The organism is Serpentinimonas maccroryi (assembly GCF_000828915.1).
GTDB lineage: Bacteria > Pseudomonadota > Gammaproteobacteria > Burkholderiales > Burkholderiaceae_C > Serpentinimonas > Serpentinimonas maccroryi.
In genome coordinates, this window is the sequence record NZ_AP014569.1 from 2,034,558 (window position 1) to 2,050,299 (window position 15,742).

At 66.8% G+C, this 15,742-nt stretch carries 15 protein-coding genes; 6 read left to right on the forward strand and 9 right to left on the reverse strand.

Going from position 1 to position 15,742, the window contains the following annotated elements; translation table 11 throughout:
- The first annotated feature begins 80 nt into the window (after window positions 1-80).
- Window positions 81-338: an acyl-CoA-binding protein gene (locus tag SMCB_RS09440; RefSeq protein ID WP_045536575.1), complete on the forward strand. Its 258-nt coding sequence runs from the start codon at window positions 81-83 to the stop codon at window positions 336-338.
- A gap of 128 nt (window positions 339-466) precedes the next feature.
- A complete protein-coding gene (locus SMCB_RS09445; RefSeq protein WP_045536576.1) occupies window positions 467-1,684 on the forward strand; it encodes a M20 aminoacylase family protein in 1,218 nt (405 codons plus the stop codon).
- On the opposite strand, the gene SMCB_RS09450 is transcribed toward SMCB_RS09445, so the two are convergent.
- The 6 genes from SMCB_RS09450 to SMCB_RS09475 all read right to left on the reverse strand — a co-directional run bounded on the left by SMCB_RS09450 (window position 1,633) and on the right by SMCB_RS09475 (window position 7,503).
- The gene (locus SMCB_RS09450) at window positions 1,633-2,433 is read right to left on the reverse strand and encodes a type III pantothenate kinase (protein ID WP_045536577.1); all 801 of its coding nucleotides are present in this window, start codon (window positions 2,431-2,433) and stop codon (window positions 1,633-1,635) included. The two genes, SMCB_RS09445 and SMCB_RS09450, sit on opposite strands and share 52 nt — an antisense overlap.
- Window positions 2,434-2,483: 50 nt before the next feature.
- Window positions 2,484-3,251: a glycerophosphodiester phosphodiesterase gene (gene ugpQ, locus SMCB_RS09455; RefSeq protein ID WP_045536579.1), complete on the reverse strand. Its 768-nt coding sequence runs from the start codon at window positions 3,249-3,251 to the stop codon at window positions 2,484-2,486.
- A gap of 7 nt (window positions 3,252-3,258) precedes the next feature.
- Window positions 3,259-4,266, reverse strand: a complete 1,008-nt coding sequence (gene ugpC, locus SMCB_RS09460) for a sn-glycerol-3-phosphate ABC transporter ATP-binding protein UgpC (RefSeq protein ID WP_045536581.1) — start codon at window positions 4,264-4,266, stop codon at window positions 3,259-3,261.
- Window positions 4,267-4,287: 21 nt separating this feature from the next.
- On the reverse strand, window positions 4,288-5,148 hold the full coding sequence (gene ugpE / locus SMCB_RS09465) for a sn-glycerol-3-phosphate ABC transporter permease UgpE (RefSeq protein WP_045536582.1): 861 nt from the start codon (window positions 5,146-5,148) through the stop codon (window positions 4,288-4,290).
- Window positions 5,145-6,029, reverse strand: coding sequence for a sn-glycerol-3-phosphate ABC transporter permease UgpA (gene ugpA / locus SMCB_RS09470; protein WP_045536584.1), 885 nt, complete (start codon window positions 6,027-6,029; stop codon window positions 5,145-5,147). The genes ugpE and ugpA overlap by 4 nt, the downstream gene beginning before the upstream one ends.
- Before the next feature lie 121 nt (window positions 6,030-6,150).
- A complete protein-coding gene (locus SMCB_RS09475) occupies window positions 6,151-7,503 on the reverse strand; it encodes an extracellular solute-binding protein (protein WP_045536586.1) in 1,353 nt (450 codons plus the stop codon).
- A gap of 222 nt (window positions 7,504-7,725) precedes the next feature.
- On the opposite strand from SMCB_RS09475, the gene SMCB_RS09480 reads away from it, so the two are divergent.
- Window positions 7,726-8,937, forward strand: coding sequence for a glycosyltransferase family 4 protein (locus SMCB_RS09480; RefSeq protein WP_045536587.1), 1,212 nt, complete (start codon window positions 7,726-7,728; stop codon window positions 8,935-8,937).
- A 26-nt stretch (window positions 8,938-8,963) separates the two neighbouring features.
- On the opposite strand, the gene SMCB_RS09485 is transcribed toward SMCB_RS09480, so the two are convergent.
- On the reverse strand, window positions 8,964-10,280 hold the full coding sequence (locus SMCB_RS09485) for a UDP-glucose dehydrogenase family protein (protein WP_045536589.1): 1,317 nt from the start codon (window positions 10,278-10,280) through the stop codon (window positions 8,964-8,966).
- 181 nt (window positions 10,281-10,461) lie between these two features.
- Here SMCB_RS09485 and SMCB_RS09490 point away from each other — a divergent pair, with 181 nt between their 5' ends.
- Together SMCB_RS09490 and SMCB_RS09495 are read left to right on the forward strand one after the other, a co-directional pair.
- Window positions 10,462-11,274, forward strand: coding sequence for a GNAT family N-acetyltransferase (locus tag SMCB_RS09490; protein WP_082027344.1), 813 nt, complete (start codon window positions 10,462-10,464; stop codon window positions 11,272-11,274).
- A complete protein-coding gene (locus tag SMCB_RS09495) occupies window positions 11,274-12,212 on the forward strand; it encodes a UDP-2,3-diacylglucosamine diphosphatase (RefSeq protein ID WP_082027345.1) in 939 nt (312 codons plus the stop codon). Before SMCB_RS09490 ends, SMCB_RS09495 begins: the two co-directional genes overlap by 1 nt.
- A gap of 25 nt (window positions 12,213-12,237) precedes the next feature.
- On the opposite strand, the gene SMCB_RS09500 is transcribed toward SMCB_RS09495, so the two are convergent.
- Together SMCB_RS09500 and SMCB_RS09505 are read right to left on the reverse strand one after the other, a co-directional pair.
- Window positions 12,238-13,671, reverse strand: a complete 1,434-nt coding sequence (locus SMCB_RS09500) for a coniferyl aldehyde dehydrogenase (protein ID WP_045536591.1) — start codon at window positions 13,669-13,671, stop codon at window positions 12,238-12,240.
- Window positions 13,672-13,743: 72 nt separating this feature from the next.
- Window positions 13,744-14,853 carry a PQQ-dependent sugar dehydrogenase gene (locus SMCB_RS09505; protein ID WP_082027462.1) on the reverse strand — a complete coding sequence of 370 codons (1,110 nt, stop codon included), beginning with the start codon at window positions 14,851-14,853 and terminating at the stop codon, window positions 13,744-13,746.
- A 183-nt stretch (window positions 14,854-15,036) separates the two neighbouring features.
- Here SMCB_RS09505 and SMCB_RS09510 point away from each other — a divergent pair, with 183 nt between their 5' ends.
- A complete protein-coding gene (locus SMCB_RS09510; RefSeq protein ID WP_045536593.1) occupies window positions 15,037-15,573 on the forward strand; it encodes a hemerythrin domain-containing protein in 537 nt (178 codons plus the stop codon).
- Window positions 15,574-15,742: the final 169 nt, after the last annotated feature.

Genomic DNA, 15,742 nt, shown 5'->3' on the forward strand with positions numbered 1-15,742 from the left:
GCAGCAGATGCGGTCGTGAGGGGGGCTCGCTGGCGCACTTACGGTTGACAAAAAGCACGAACGATCGTACTATTACCGTCATGAACACCGATCTCAAATCCGCATTCGAAGCCGCCGTGGCGGCCAGCAAAGAGCTCACGCAACGGCCCGACAACGCCACTTTGCTCAAGCTCTACGCCCTGTACAAACAAGCCACCGAAGGCGACGTGAGCGGCGCCAAGCCGGGTTTTGGCGATCTGGTCGGGCGCGCCAAATGGGATGCTTGGGCGGCGCTCAAGGGCACCAGCACCGACGCAGCGATGCAACGCTACATCGATCTGGTGGACGGCCTAGAGTAAGCATCACGCGCACTGGTTGGCTGGGGCCTAGGCTTGCAGCCAGGCGTCGGGGTTTAAGCGGGCACGCTTGGGCGCGACCACGGGCTTTGGGCTAACATCGCCTTCGAGCCTATTGCAAGGAGGCAAGCATGAAACTCAACCCCGCCATCGTGGCTCAGGCCGAGCAGCTCACCGCGCTGCGGCGCGATTTGCACGCGCACCCCGAGCTGTGCTTTGAGGAGCACCGCACCGCCCAAGTGGTGGCCGAGCGCCTAGGCGCCTGGGGCCTGGAGGTGGTGCGCGGTTTGGGCAGCACAGGCGTGGTTGGGCTGCTGCACGGGCGCGACGGCGGCGCCTGTGGCCGCGCCGTGGGCTTGCGCGCCGACCTCGACGCGCTGCCCATGACCGAGCTCAACACCTTTGCCCATGCCAGCCGGCACCCGGGCCGGATGCACGCCTGCGGCCACGACGGCCACACCGCCATGCTGCTGGCCGCCGCCCAGTGCCTGAGCCAGACGCGTGACTTCGAGGGCACGGTGGTGTTCATCTTCCAGCCGGCCGAAGAAGGCGGCGGCGGGGCGCGGCACATGATCGCTGACGGCCTGTTTGAGCGCTTCCCGGTGCAGGCGGTGTTTGGCTTGCACAACTGGCCTGGCATGCCGGTGGGCAGTTTTGCCGTGAGCCCGGGGCCGGTGATGGCCTCGAGCAACGAGTTCAAAATCACCGTGCACGGCAAGGGCTGCCACGCGGCGCTGCCGCACAACGGCATCGACCCGCTGCTGGTGGCGTGCCAGATGGTGCAGGCGTTCCAGACCATCATCAGCCGCAACAAAAAACCGATCGAGGCCGGGGTGCTGAGCGTGACCATGATCGCCGCCGGCGAAGCCACCAACGTGGTGCCAGACCACTGCGTGCTGCAGGGCACGGTGCGCACCTTCAGCCTAGAGCTGCTGGATTTAATCGAGCAGCGCATGCGCACGGTGTGCGAGCACACGGCGGCGGCTTTTGGGGCCACGGCCACGTTTGAGTTCCACCGCAACTACCCGCCCACCATCAACAGCGCCGCCGAGGCCGAGTTTGCGCGCAGCGTGATGCTCGACCTGGTGGGGCCGCAGCAGGTGCTGGCCCAAGAGCCCACGCTGGGGGCAGAAGATTTTGCCTACATGCTGCAAGCCAAACCGGGTGCCTACGCCTTTATAGGCAACGGCGACGGCGCGCACCGCGATGGCTACGGCGCCGGCCACGACGCCGGGCCCTGCACCCTGCACAACCCGCGCTACGACTTCAACGACGAGCTGATCGCGCTCGGCGGCAGCTACTGGGTGGAGCTGGCTAGGCGCTGGTTGGCGCGGTCGGACGCGCGCTGATGCGCGATCGCCAGCAGGCCGTCGAAGATCAAGGTGTCGACCAGCTCAAACGATACGCTCATGCTGGGGGCCATTTTCCAAGCGGCGCCGCCGGTCATGTAACACACCGGGGTTTGGCCGCAGTGCTGGGCCAGCTGGTCAACCATGCGCTGCACCGCGCCGGCGATGGCGAAGGTGCCGCCGCTGGTGAGAGCGTCGCTGGTGTTGGTGGGAAAGGGCTTGACCACGCCGGTGGGCACGTGCAGGCCGGCGGTGCCCGATTCGAGCGCGCGCAGCATGATGCCGTGCCCGGGCAGGATGCAACCGCCCAGAAAACGCCCTTCGGCGTCGAGCGCCTCGATCGTGACTGCGGTGCCGACCATCACCACCACACAGGGCCGCAGCTGCTGGCGCGCCAGCAGGCGCTGGCGCGCGCCGATCATGGCCACCCAGCGGTCGGCCCCTAAGCGGGCCGGATGGTCGTAGCCGTTGATCACGCCGGCCTCGGCGGCGCTGGGCACCACCCATTCGGGCGCGGCGTCCCAGATTTCGAGCTGTGCTTCGACCCGGCGCTTGATGGCATCGGAGGCCACCACGCTGCCCAGCACCATGCGCGGCGGGCGCAGGTTGATCCAGTCGCCCTCGGTCAGTTTGTCGATGTTTTCAAGGAACTGCACCCCGTGCGCCAGCATGCGCGCACCCATGACGGGCTGCTCATACAGCGCCCATTTCAGGCGGGTGTTGCCCACGTCGAGTGCCAGCAAGCTCATGCGCGCCGATGATACGCCAATGCTTGCGCTGAACCCCGGCCGAGCCCCGGCTAATCCAGATTCTGGCTGCGCGCCCAGTGCATTTCGTCGGTGATCAGGCCATCGACACCGAGTGCGCGCAGGCGCTGCACGTCGGCGGCGCGGTTGGCGGTGTAGCACAGCACGCGCCAGCCCATGGCGCGCGCCTGCTGCATCAGCGCCGCGTCTGGCAGCCGATGCTGGCAGACGATGGCCACACAGCCGAGCTGCGCCGCCACCTCGGGCCAGCCGCTCCAGAGGGTATCGAGCAGCAGCGCGCGCGGCAGCTCGGGCGCGGCCTGCTGCGCCGCTTGCAAGGCAGCGGGCTGGAAGGAGCTGAGCAGCGGCGGCACGCGCTGGCCCTGCCAGAGCGCGCGCGCGGCCAGCGCCACGGCGCTGCCAGTGGCGGCCTCCTGCCCCGGCATGGGCTTGATTTCGATGTTCAGCGCCGCGCCTTGCTGCAGGCAGTGGGCGGCGATGGTGGCCAGCGTGGGCAAGGGCTCGCCGGCGCTGTTGCTCGAATGCCAGCCGCCGGCGTCGAGCTGCGCCAGTTCGGCCCAAGGCAGCGCGTCGGCTGGGCCGCGGCCGTTGGTGGTGCGCTCCAGCGTGTCGTCGTGCAGCAAAAAGGGCACGCCGTCGGCGCTGAGCTTGACGTCGCACTCGAACATAGAAAATCCGCAGGCGCTGCCGTGCTCGAAGGCGCACAAGGTGTTTTCGGGCCGCTCTTTGCCGGCGCCGCGGTGCGCGATCCAGTAGGGGTAGGGCCAGTCGGACAGGCCGGTGGGGTTGGCTGGGTTCATGGGTGCGTCAAGAACGGCTAAGCCCCGTGGCGGCGTCGAAGGTGTGGATGAACTCGGGCTGCGGCTGCACGCGCAGGGCTTGACCGAGGTCGGGGATGGCGCGCTGGGCCGAGACCCGGATGGTGAGCAACTCATCCCCAAGGCGGGCGTGGATCAGGCGCTCGGCCCCGAGCAGCTCGACCGAATCGACCACCGTGTCCCAGCCGCTGTCGCCAATGACCAGGTGCTCGGGCCGGATGCCCAGCACCGTGCCCGGGCGCACACCGCTGGCGTGGCGCAGCAGGTTCATGGGCGGCGCGCCCATGAAGCCGGCCACGAACAGGCTGGCCGGGCGCTCATAGACCTCTTCGGGGGTGCCAAATTGCTCCACCCGGCCGGCGTTCATGACCAACATGCGCTGCGCCAGCGTCATGGCCTCGACCTGGTCGTGCGTGACAAAAAGCGAGGTGATGCCCAGTTCGCGGTGCAGCTTCTGGATTTCGAGCCGGGTTTGGGCGCGCAGCTTGGCGTCGAGGTTGGAGAGCGGTTCATCGAACAAAAAAGCCTGCGGCTGGCGCACGATGGCGCGCCCCATGGCCACGCGCTGGCGCTGCCCGCCCGAGAGCTGGCTCGGTTTGCGCTCGAGCAGCGGCGCGAGCTCGAGGATGCGGGCGGCGGCATCGACGCGCGCGCGGATTTGGGGCGCCGTCAGGCCGCGTATGCGCAGCCCATACGCCATGTTGTCGAACACGCTCATGTGCGGGTAGAGCGCGTAGTTCTGGAACACCATGGCGATGTCGCGCTCGGCCGGTTGCACATTGTTGACGACGCGCTCGCCGATCTGGATCGTGCCGGAGGTAATCGACTCGAGCCCGGCGACCATGCGCAGCAGGGTGCTTTTGCCGCAGCCCGAGGGGCCGACGATGACCACGAACTCGCCGTCGGCGATCTGCGCATCGACGCCGTGGATGACTTGGAGCGCGCCCGGACCGATGCCGTAGCTTTTTTTGACTTGATTGAGTGCCAGCGTAGCCATAATTTTTCGTATTTTCGGAGTTTATTTTTCGCTGTCCACCAGCCCTTTGACGAACCACTTTTGCATCAGCAGCACCACCAGCGCCGGCGGCAGCAAGGCCAGCAGCGTGGTCGCCATGACCAGGTTCCAGTCGGTGGTGGCGTCGCCCGTGCCGATGAGCTTGGCGATGCCGACGACGATGGTGTCGAGGTTCTGGTCGGTGACGATGAGCAGCGGCCACAGGTACTGGTTCCAGCCATAGACGAACATGATCACGAACAGCGCCGCCAGCTGGGTGCGGGTGAGCGGCAGCACCACGTCCCAGAAAAAGCGCAGCGGGCCGGCGCCGTCCATCTTGGCGGCCTCGACCAGCTCGTCGGGCAGGGTGAGAAAGAACTGGCGCAGCAGCAGCGTGGCGGTGGCCGAAGCGATGAGCGGCAGCGTCAGGCCGGCAAAGGTGTTGAGCAGCCCGAGATCGGTGACCACTTCGTAAGTGGGCAAGATGCGCACCTCGACCGGAAGCATGAGGGTGATGAAGATCAGCCAAAAGCAGAACATGCGCCCGGGGAAGCGGAAAAACACCACCGCGTAGGCCGAGATGATGGAGACCGAAATCTTGCCCACGGCGATCACCAGCGCCATGATCAAGCTGTTAAACAGCATGAGCCAGACCGGCGGCGACAAATGCCCGCCCTGCATGCCCTCGATGATCACCGTGCGGTAGTTCTCCCACCCTTGGTCGCCCGGCCACAGGGGCATGGGGGCTTGGGCGATGTCGGGGTTGCTGAGGGTGGAGGCGACAAAAGCGATGTACAGCGGCAGCGCCGTGATGGCGATGCCGATCCAGATCACGGCGTGCGCCAGCGCCTGACCCGGCAGCGAGTGCGATGGGCTGTTGTTCATGAGTAGTGCACCCGGCGCTCGAGGAAGCGAAACTGCAGCGTGGTCAGGCCGATGACCATGAGCATGAGCAGCACCGACTGCGCCGCCGAGCCGCCGAGGTCGAGCGCGATCATGCCGTCGGTATAGACCTTATAGACCAGCGTGGTGGTGTCGGTGGCCGGGCCGCCGGCGGTGACGGCGTGGATGACGCCAAAGGTGTCGAAAAAGGCATAGACCAAGCCGACCACGAGCAAAAAGAAGGTGGTGGGCGAGAGCAGCGGAAAAACAATGGTGCGAAAGCGCCGCCATGGGCCGGCGCCGTCGATGGCTGCGGCCTCGAGCAGCGAGCGTGGAATCGACTGCAAGCCCGCCAGAAAGAACAAAAAGTTGTAGGCCACCTGCTTCCAAGCCGAGGCCATGATGACCAGCAGCATGGCGTCGTTGCCGTCGAGCGTGGGGTTCCAGTCCAGCCCCAGCACCTGCAAGGTGTGCGCCACCACACCGATGGCGGGGTTGAACATGAACAACCACAGCACCCCGGCAATGGCCGGCGCGATGGCGTAGGGGATCATGAGCGCGGTGGTGTAGGCGCTGCGCGCGCGCAGCAAGGCGTCGGCGGCCAGCGCCAGCAGCAGCGCCGGCACCATGGCCAACAGCGTGACCGCCGTTGCAAACACCAGCGTGCGCACCAAGGTGTTGTAGTACTCGGGGTCGGTCAAGACCATAACGAAATTGTCGAACCAGACAAAGCGCACGGACAGACCGAAGGGGTCTTGCTCCTGAAACGCCATCATGAGCGCCTGCAGGCTGGGCCAGATAAAGAAGATTAGGGTCACCACCAGCTGCGGCGCCAGCAGGGCGTAGGGCAGCCAGCGGTTGGGGAATATGACTTTTCTTTGCATAAGCAAACCCGCCCCGGGTGGGGGGCGGGCTGTAAGGGCGGGCGCGGTTCGATTACCCGAGCCCGCCTAAGTGGCGGGGTTAAAGCTCAGAGGCTGGGAGGCAATAGTGCGTGTTTGGATCTTAGTTGACCGAGCGCTCAAAGGCGCGCAGTTGCGCGTTGCCGCGGCGCTCGAAGTTGCGCAGGGCCTGGGCGGCGGTCTGGCGGCCTTGCAGGGCGCGCTCAACTTCTTCGTGGTAGATGTCGCGGATTTCGGTCCAGCGGCCAAAGCGGTAGCCTTGGGTGAACTGGCCTTGGCGCGCTTCGATCAGCGACAGGATGGGCACATCGCGGCCCGGGTTTTGGGTGAAGAAGCCGGCTTGCTGCATGGCGCGGAACGAACTGTTGGTCGCCGGCAGGAAGCCGGTGGTGCGCGCCCACTCGGTCATCACGCGGTCGGAGCGCAAAAAGTCGAGGAACATGGCGATGCCGCGCATCTCTTGCGGCGTGCGGTTGGGGGCGTTAAAAACCCACAGCGAGGCGCCGCCGATGGTGGTGGCAAAGGGCGCGCCTTGCACGTCAGGCCAATGCGGCAGTTGGGCGGTGCCCAGGGCAAAGCGGCCGTCGCGCTGGATGGCGGCCAAACCGCCCGAAGACTGCAGCAGCATGGCGCACTGGCCGCTGATGAACTTGGCCGCAGCGTCGTTGGAGCGCCCGCCGTAGGAGAAGGCGCGCGTGGGCTGCAGGTCGATCAGGGTTTGCACCATGCGCTGGTTGAGCGCGTTGTTCACCGTGAGCTCGGAGGCAGCGCCGCCACGGCCGTTGTCCAGCGTGCCGATCTGCTGGTTGTGGCGGGCGTTGAACTGCTCGAGCATGATCCAAGCCAGCCAAGTGGTGGTGAAACCACACTCGGCGGCGTTGCGCTCACGAATTTGCTTGGCGGCGGCGATCATCTCGGGCCAAGTGCGCGGTGGGCGGTTGGGGTCGAGGCCGGCGCGGGTGAAGGCGTCGCGGTTGTAAAACAGCACGGCGGTCGAGACGTTGAACGGCATCGACAGCAGCTCGCCGTTGGGCAGGCCGTAGTAGCCGCGCGCCGGGGCGATGAAGTCGGCTGGGTTGAAGGCGATGCCAGCACGCTGGAACACCTGCGACACCGGGATGATGGCGCCGCGCGACTGGATCATGTCGCCCGAACCGGCGTCAAACATCTGCATGATGTGGGGCGGGTTGCCGGCGCGAAAAGCGGCCATGGCGGCGGCGCGCTGCTCGGGGTACTGGCCACGGAACGAGACCACGACGCGGTACTCGTTTTGGCTGCGGTTGAAGTCTTCGCCAAAGCGGCTGAGCAACTCGCCGTTGACGCCGGTCAGGCCCATCCACATCTGGATTTCGGTGCGCGGCTGGGCGGCAGCCGGCGCTTGTGCGTGTGCGACCACGGCGCTGGTGGCGGCCGCAAAAGCCAGCGTGTATGCCAGCAAGGTTTTCTTCAAGGCCATGAGAGTAGGCTCCTGGTTAAGCGTAAAAAACATGCAGCCAATCCCAACGACTGGCCTGAGGCTGCGCATTGTGCTCGCTGTTTATGTCGTTTTGATGAAGATTAGATGACGCATGGTGCCGCAAAAGCGCGCGCACCGCAAGCGCAGACAAACCCTGATTTGTCACGATTACTTCATCAATGCGTCACGCGCCTGTTACGCATTGCGCCCAGCATGTGGCGCATGAACGCCCCCGACCCCTGCCCGCTCCTGATCGAAGATTTTCCGCACACGCCGCGCTCGCTGCGCGTGGCGCTGGTGAGCGAGACCTACGCCCCCGAGGTCAACGGCGTCGCGCTCACGCTCGAGCGCATGGTGCACGGTCTGCGCGCGCGCGGTCACGACCTGCAGGTGGTGCGCTCGCGCCAAGCCGGCACCGATGCGCCCAGCGCACAAGCTGGTTTGGAGCAGGTGCTGATGCGCAGCCTGCCCATCCCGAACTACCCGCAGGTTCGTTTCGGCCTGCCGGCCAAAAGCGCATTGCTGCGGCTGTGGTCGCTGCGCCGGCCCGATCTGGTGCACATCGCCACCGAGGGGCCGCTGGGCTGGTCGGCGCTGCAAGCGGCGCGCAAGCTCAAGCTGCCGGTGAGCACCGACTTTCACACCAATTTCCACGCCTACAGCCGCCACTACGGCGTCGGTTGGCTGCAAAAACCGATCGCCGCCTATCTGCGCAAGTTTCACAACGGCGCCGACTGCACCTTGGTGCCCACCGCCAGCCTCAAGGCCGAGTTGCAGGCGTTGGGCTTTGAGCGGCTGCTGGTGGTGGGGCGCGGGGTCGATACCCAGCGCTTCAACCCGGGGCAGCGCAACCCAGCACTGCGCGCCGCCTGGGGCGCGGCCGACGACGACTGCGTGGCGCTGTTTGTGAGCCGCTTGGCGCCCGAGAAAAACCTTAACCTGCTGCTGCAAGCCTTTGCCGCCATGCAGCAGGTGCAGCCGCGCTGCAAGCTGGTGTTGGTGGGCGACGGCCCCGAACGCGCCCGCTTGGAGGCGCAGTGCCCGCAAGCGCTGGTGTGCGGCATGCGCACCGGCACCGACCTGGCCCAGCACTACGCCAGCGCCGACGTGTTTTTGTTCCCCAGCCAGACCGAGACCTACGGCAACGTGATCCCCGAGGCCATGGCCAGCGGCCTGGCGGTGCTGGCCTACGACTACGCCGCCCCGGCCGAGCTGATCCGGCACCAAGAAAGCGGTCTGCTGGCACCCTTTGGCGACAGCGCCCGCTTCATCGAGCACGCGCAGCTGCTGGCGGCACAGCCCGAGCTTGTGCAGGCGCTGCGGCGGGCCGCCCGCGCGCGCACCGAGGCGCTGGACTGGGGCCAGATCGTGCAGCAGACCGAAAATTTGTGGTTGCAAATGCTCAAAGAAAGCGCAGGCACACGCCCGGCTTGAGCGCGGGGCGCTGTTGAGCAACCCCTTCACAACAGCGCGGCCACGCCCTGCTGCTGCCGTTGCTTGCCGCGCGCTTGCTGCAACCGCGCCACGCCCAGCCGATTGCGCCGCCCAATACCCAGGTAGGCTAGGCCGTGCTGCTCGAGCAATTGCGGGTCGTACAGATTGCGGCCATCCAGAACTAGGGGCTGGCGCAGCAGCGCCCGCAAGCGGGCGAAATCGGGGTTCTGGAAGCATTTCCACTCGGTCAGAATCAGCAGGGCGTCGGCCTGTTGCAGCGCCTGCTCGGGCCGCTCGCACCAGCGCAACTGCCCCGGCTCGAGCTGCACCGACTCTAGGTCGTGCTGCAGGGCGCGGCGCGCCTCATCGAGCGCCACCGGGTCGTGCGCGCACACCTGCGCGCCGCGCGCCAGCAGCCCGGCGATCACGCTGCGGCTGGGGGCTTCGCGCATGTCGCTGGTGTTGGGCTTGAAAGCCAGGCCCCAGACGGCAAAGCGGCAGCCGCTCAGGTCTGGGCCCATGAGCTCGAGCACCAGTTGCAACAGGCGCTGCTTTTGCTCGGTATTGATGGCCTCGACGGCGCTGGCGATGCGCATGGGCAGGCCGTGGCTGGCCGCCGTCTGCACCAGCGCCCGGATGTCTTTGGGAAAGCAACTGCCGCCGTAACCCGTGCCGGCGTAGAGAAAACTGTGGCCGATGCGGCTGTCGGCGCCGATGCCACGGCGCACCGAATCGATGTCGGCCCCCACCCGATCGGCCAGCGCGGCGATCTCATTCATGAACGAGATCCGCGTCGCCAGCATGGCGTTGGCGGCGTACTTGGTGAGCTCGGCGCTGCACACGTCCATCCACACGGTGCGCTGGTGGTGGCGGTTGAAGGGCTCGTAGAGGCGGGTCAGCAACAGCCGCGCGCGCTCGCCCTCGGCCCCGGCGGGCAGCCCGATGACGATCCGGTCGGGCCGCGTGAAGTCCTCCATCGCCGCCCCCTCCTTGAGAAACTCGGGGTTTGAGACCACCGCAAAAGGGCTGCCGCTGCGCCCGCGGCGACGCAACGCGCTGGCAATCGCCTCGGACACCGCCGCCGGCGTGCCGACGGCGATGAACAGCAGCTCGGCCTGCTGCACCCCCTGCGCCATGGAATGCGCAAAACGCAGCCGCCCGGCCTCGCGGTTGCGGCGCACGCATTCCTCGAGCCCGGGTTCGTAGATCGGGACGCCGCCCGCTTGCAGCAGCAGCACACGGGTCTGATCCTGATCCACCACCAGCACCTGATTGCCCACTTCGGCCAAGCAGGCCGCCGTCACCAGCCCGACGTAGCCCGCCCCCACCACGGTGATCTTCATGCTCGCACTCCTCGCATTGATGCGCACCTGATGCTGCCGCCTGAGCGTGTCACTGTTGCTGCAAGCCCATGAAATATTGATGAATGCCCGATTTTTGGCAGCTGTCACGATTAATTCATGCCAGTGCCATTTGCAGGACACACGGCAGCCCAAGAATCGCTAGCCAAAGGAGCTTTCATCCATGACCGATCTGTCTGTGCTGGAAAAACTGCGTCAACCCCAAGGGTTGGGCCTGCCGCCGGTGGCGCCGCGCCCAGCGGCTTGCCAGAGCGCCCCCCTCCACGTCAGCTGGGCCCGCCATCTGGACGAAGTGCGCGCCGCACAGCGCCTGCGCTACCAGGTGTTTGCGCTCGAGATGGGCGCGCGCCTGCCGCAGACCCTGCCCGGGCACGACATCGATCTGTTCGACGACTTCTGCGAGCACCTGCTGGTGCGCGACGCCGCCAGCGAGCAGGTGATCGGCACCTACCGCGTGCTCACGCCCACCCAAGCCAAGCGCGTGGGCGGCTTTTACAGCGAAACCGAATTCGACCTGACGCGGCTGCGGCTGCTGCGCGAGCAGATGGTGGAACTCGGGCGCAGCTGCGTGCACCCCGAGCACCGCCACGGCGGCGTGATTCTGGCGCTTTGGAGCGCGCTGGGCGAGTTCATGACGCGCAACCGGCTGCACACCATGATCGGCTGCGCCAGCATCCCCATGACCTCCGAATCGGGCGGCGGCCACGCGGCGGCCAGCATCTGGCGGCAGCTGAGCCTCAAGCACTTGGCTTCGGTCGAGTTTCATGTGCGCCCGCGCCTGCCGCTGCCGATCGAGCGCCTCGATTCCACCTTGGTCGTCGAACCGCCGGCGCTCATCAAAGGCTATCTGCGCTTGGGCACCAAGGTGCTGGGCCCGCCGGCCTGGGACCCGGACTTCAACACCGCCGACCTGCCGATGATGATGCGCTTGGCCGACCTGCCGCCGCGCTACCGCAAACACCTGCTGGGGGCCTGATGCGCAGCGGCTTTGCCCCCGACACCCACCTGCAAGGACTGTGGTCTGCCGGGGCGGCTGCCGATTCGGCGGCGGCGTCTGCGTTGGCCCATCCGCACCCGGCCGACGACGACGGCGACGGCGACGACGCACTGCACGCCTCGGGGCGGCGCCTGCGCACGGTGTTCATCTCCGACCTTCACCTCGGCACCGCCGGCTGCCAAGCCAAGGCGCTGCTGGCCTTCCTGAAGGCGCACCCGAGCGAAAAGCTGTATCTGGTGGGTGACATCATCGATGGCTGGCAGCTGCGCCGCAAGTGGTACTGGCCGCAGAGCCACAACGACGTGGTACAAAAGATTTTGCGCCGTGCGCGCAAGGGCTGCAAGGTCATCTACGTGCCGGGCAACCACGACGAGTTTGCGCGCCACTTCATCGGCCACCAGTTTGGCGGCGTCGAGGTGGTGGAAGACGCGATCCACCAGACCGCTGACGGCAAAAAGCTGTGGGTGATCCACGGCGACCACTTCGACGGCGTGATCCAGTACGCCAAGTGGCTGGCCTACTTGGCCGACAACCTCTACGATCTGGCGCTGCGCCTGAACACGCGCTTCAACTCGCTGCGCGCCCGGATCGGGCTGCCGTACTGGTCGCTGTCGCAGTACCTGAAATACAGCGTCAAGGGCGCGGTCAAGTACATCCAGCAGTTCGAGCGCGCGGTGGCGGCCGAGGCGCGCAAGCGCGGCTTCGATGGCGTGGTCTGCGGCCACATCCACCACGCCGAAATCCGCGACATCGACGGCACGCTGTACTGCAACGACGGCGACTGGGTCGAGAGCCTCACCGCCTTGGTCGAGCACCACGACGGCCGACTCGAGATCGTGCACTGGCCCCAGCGCAGCGGGCAGCGCACGGCGCCAGAAGCGCAAACCCAAGCCGTGCCGGAAAAGCTCAGCGCATAACTCAGCGCATAACTCAGCGCACAGCTCAGCGTATAAACCAGCGCAACAACTGGCGCAGCAGCCAGCCGCCACCAGCGGGCGCGTAGGGCGGATAGACCAGCTCGCCGCTGTTGAAGCGCCCCTTGGCGTGCACGCCCTTGGCCTTGGAGAAGGTGAGAAAGCCCTCGTGGCCATGGTACTGCCCCATGCCGGATGCGCCCACGCCACCAAAGGGCAGCTCGTCTTGGGCCACGTGCATGAGGGTGTCGTTGATCGTGACGCCGCCGCTGTGCGTGCGCTCGAGCACCTGCTGCTGCACCTGCCGGTCGTGGCTGAACAGGTACAGCGCCAGCGGGCGCGCGCCGCTGCGGATGTGCGCCAGCGCTTGGTCCAAGCTGGCGTAGCCGATGACCGGCAGCAGCGGGCCAAAAATCTCCTCTTGCAGCACGCTGGCGCTTTCGGGCACCCCGAGCAGCAGCTGCAGCGGCATTTTGCGCGTGCCCTCGAAGGTTTCGGCGGCCGGGTTGCATTCGATCACCTGCGCCCCGCTGGCGCGCGCCTGCTCCAGCCAAGCCTGCAGGCGCTGGTGCTGGCGCTGGTTGACGATGGCGCTGTAGTCGGGGTTGGCGCGCAAAGTGGGGTAGAGCTGCGCCACCGCCGCTTGCATGGCCTGCGCAAAAGCCTGTTCTTGGCCAGCGGGCAGCAGCACGTAGTCGGGGGCGATGCAGGTCTGGCCGGCGTTGAGCAGCTTGCCAAAAGCGATGCGCCGCGCCGCCACCGCCAGATCGGCGTCGGGCGCGATGAGGGCTGGCGACTTGCCGCCGAGCTCGAGCGTCACCGGAGTCAGGTTGCGCGCCGCCGCCGCCATCACGATCTTGCCCACCGCCGTGGAGCCGGTGAACAGCAGATGGTCCCAAGGCTGCTGTGCAAAGGCGCTCGAGACCTCGAGCGCGCCTTCGACCACGGCCACCGTGTCTTCTTCGAAAGCCTCGGCCAGCAGGGTGCGCAGGGCTTGGTTGGTGGCCGGTGTGAACTCCGAGAGCTTGAGCATGACGCGGTTGCCCGCCGCCAGCGCCCCCACCAGCGGCAGCAGGGCCAGCTGGATGGGGTAGTTCCACGGCACCATCACCCCCACCACCCCGAGCGGCTGGAAATAGACCCGGTTGCTGGCCGGCGCAAACAGCACGCTGACGCTGCGCCGCTGCGGTTTCATCCAGCCGCGCAAGTGTCGCGCCGTGTGCGCGATGCCCTGCAGCGTGGTGAGGATTTCGGCCAGCAGGGTTTCGTGGCGCGAGCGGGCCGAAAAATCGCTGTGCACGGCCGCGATCAGCGCCTCTTGGTGGCGCACGAGGGCGCTGCGCAGCGCGTGCAGGCCCGCTAGGCGCTGGTGCAAGGTGGGCATGGGCGCGCGCGCAAAGGCGGCGCGCTGCTGCTCGAACAGGGCCTGCAAATGCTCAACGGGAGACGGATCGGTGTTCATGGCGGGTGGGGCGTGCTGGTGCAAGGGCGCAAACCCCGATTGTGTAGGCAAGCGCAGCCGGGCCGCCGGGCATCAAGGCGGCAGCAGGCGGATCAGCTGGCCGTCGCGCTCGTCGGTGAGCACATAGAGCAGGCCGTCTGGGCCTTCGCGCACGTCGCGGATGCGCTGCCCCAGGTCTTCGAGCAGGCGCTGCTGGGCCAGCACGCGCGTGCCCTCGAGCTGCAGGCGCAGCAGGTGCTGGCCGCGCAACGCGCCCACGAACAAATTGCCCTGCCACTGCGGCCCGTAGCGGTTGCTGCGCAAAAACGCCATGCCCGAGGGCGCGATCGAGGGCGTCCAGTGCACCAGCGGCTGCTCCATGCCGGGGTGCTCGGTGATGCCGGCCCCTATGCGCGTGCCGATGTAGTTGACGCCGTGCGTGATCACCGGCCAGCCGTAGTTGCGCCCCGGCAACACGCGGTTGAGCTCGTCGCCGCCGCGCGGGCCGTGGTCGTGAATCCACAGTTGGCCATCCGGCCCCCAAGCCGCCCCCTGCGGGTTGCGGTGCCCCCAGCTCCAGATTTCTGGCAGGGCGCCGGCGCGGCCCAGCAGCGGGTTGTCGCGCGGCACCGAACCGTCTTTGGCCACGCGCACCACCTTGCCGTGGTGGTTGTCCAGCGTTTGCGCATCGTCCATGCGGCTGAAGCGGTCGCCCAGCGTGAGGAACAGATGGCCGTCGGGCGCCTCGACGATGCGGCAGCCAAAGTGGTGCCGACTGCCGACCTTGGGGCTTTGGCGAAACAGCACGCGCACTTGCTCGAGGCGGCGCAAGTCGGCCGACAGGCGCGCGCTGGCCAAGGCGGTGGAGTTGCCGCCGCCGGCCGGGGCTGGTTCGGAATAGCAAAAGTAAATGGTGCGGTTGCTGGCAAAGGCGCTGTCGGAGATGACGTCGAGCAGGCCGCCCTGCCCGCCTTCGTCGATGTCGGGCAGGCCCTGCAGCGGCGCGCTGATGCGGCCGTCGAAGCCGACCACGCGCAAGCGCCCGGCGCGCTCGCTCACCAGCACCTGTTCGGGGCCGATGAAGGCCAGCGCCCACGGGTGCTCCAGCCCCTGCGCCAGCACCTGGGTGCGCACCGGGCTGGCTTGCGCCTGGGCAGCGCTGAGCCACAGTGCCAGCACCAGAATCAGCCCTGTAAGGGCCAAGCGCCCCCACGCGTGGTGTGCTGCCCCAAAGGCCAAACGGCCCGCGCATGCCCAGGAGAAGGTTCAAAGTCAGATGCAAACATTTTTCTCCACTCGCCTAAACCGCGCTTGTTTGCGCTTGATCAAACCAAGTTGCGCGCAACGCGCAGGATAATAAAAGAATTCAATCGGAGGAAGCGCCCTATGATAAGCCCCCGCTCCCAAATCGCCCTGTTTGACTTTTTGGATCAATCCCACCGCGACTTGCAACGCCACTTGCTTTTGTTGCGCGCCACGGTCGAGGCCTGCCAGACACAGACGCTCGACGCCGCCGGGCGCCGGCAGGCGCGCACAGTGCTGGATTTTTTCAACGGCGAAGCGCGCCAACACCATCTGGACGAAGAGGCCCACATCTTTCCGGTGCTGCTGGCCAGCCGCGACGAAGAACTGGCTGCCGCCGCGCGCCGCTTGGTACAAGACCACGGCTGGCTGGAAGAAAACTGGCTGCACATCGCACCCGCCATCTCTGCATTGAGCACGGGCAGCCAATGGTTTGACCACGCCGAGCTGCAACACGCGCTGGAGGTGTTCGAGGCGCTGTACCTCGATCACCTGCTGCTCGAAGAATCGCTGGCCTACCCGGAAGCGCAAAAGCGCCTGCAAGCCTACGACCAAGCGGGCATGGGTCGCGAGATGGCACAGCGGCGCGCCCAAACGCGCAGCGCCACTGCGCCAGCCTGAGTCTGGCCGCCTACGGAGCCTACCGACTGGCTTGCTGGCGCGCCCTGCTTCGGGGCTGCACTGTTCCTGCTTCGGCAGTGTCTTTTTGGGTTCTTGCCACCGCCGCTCTTGGCACTCAACGCCATAGAGTGCTAATATTCAATTGTTGCCCTATCGGCCAGAGCCGCAC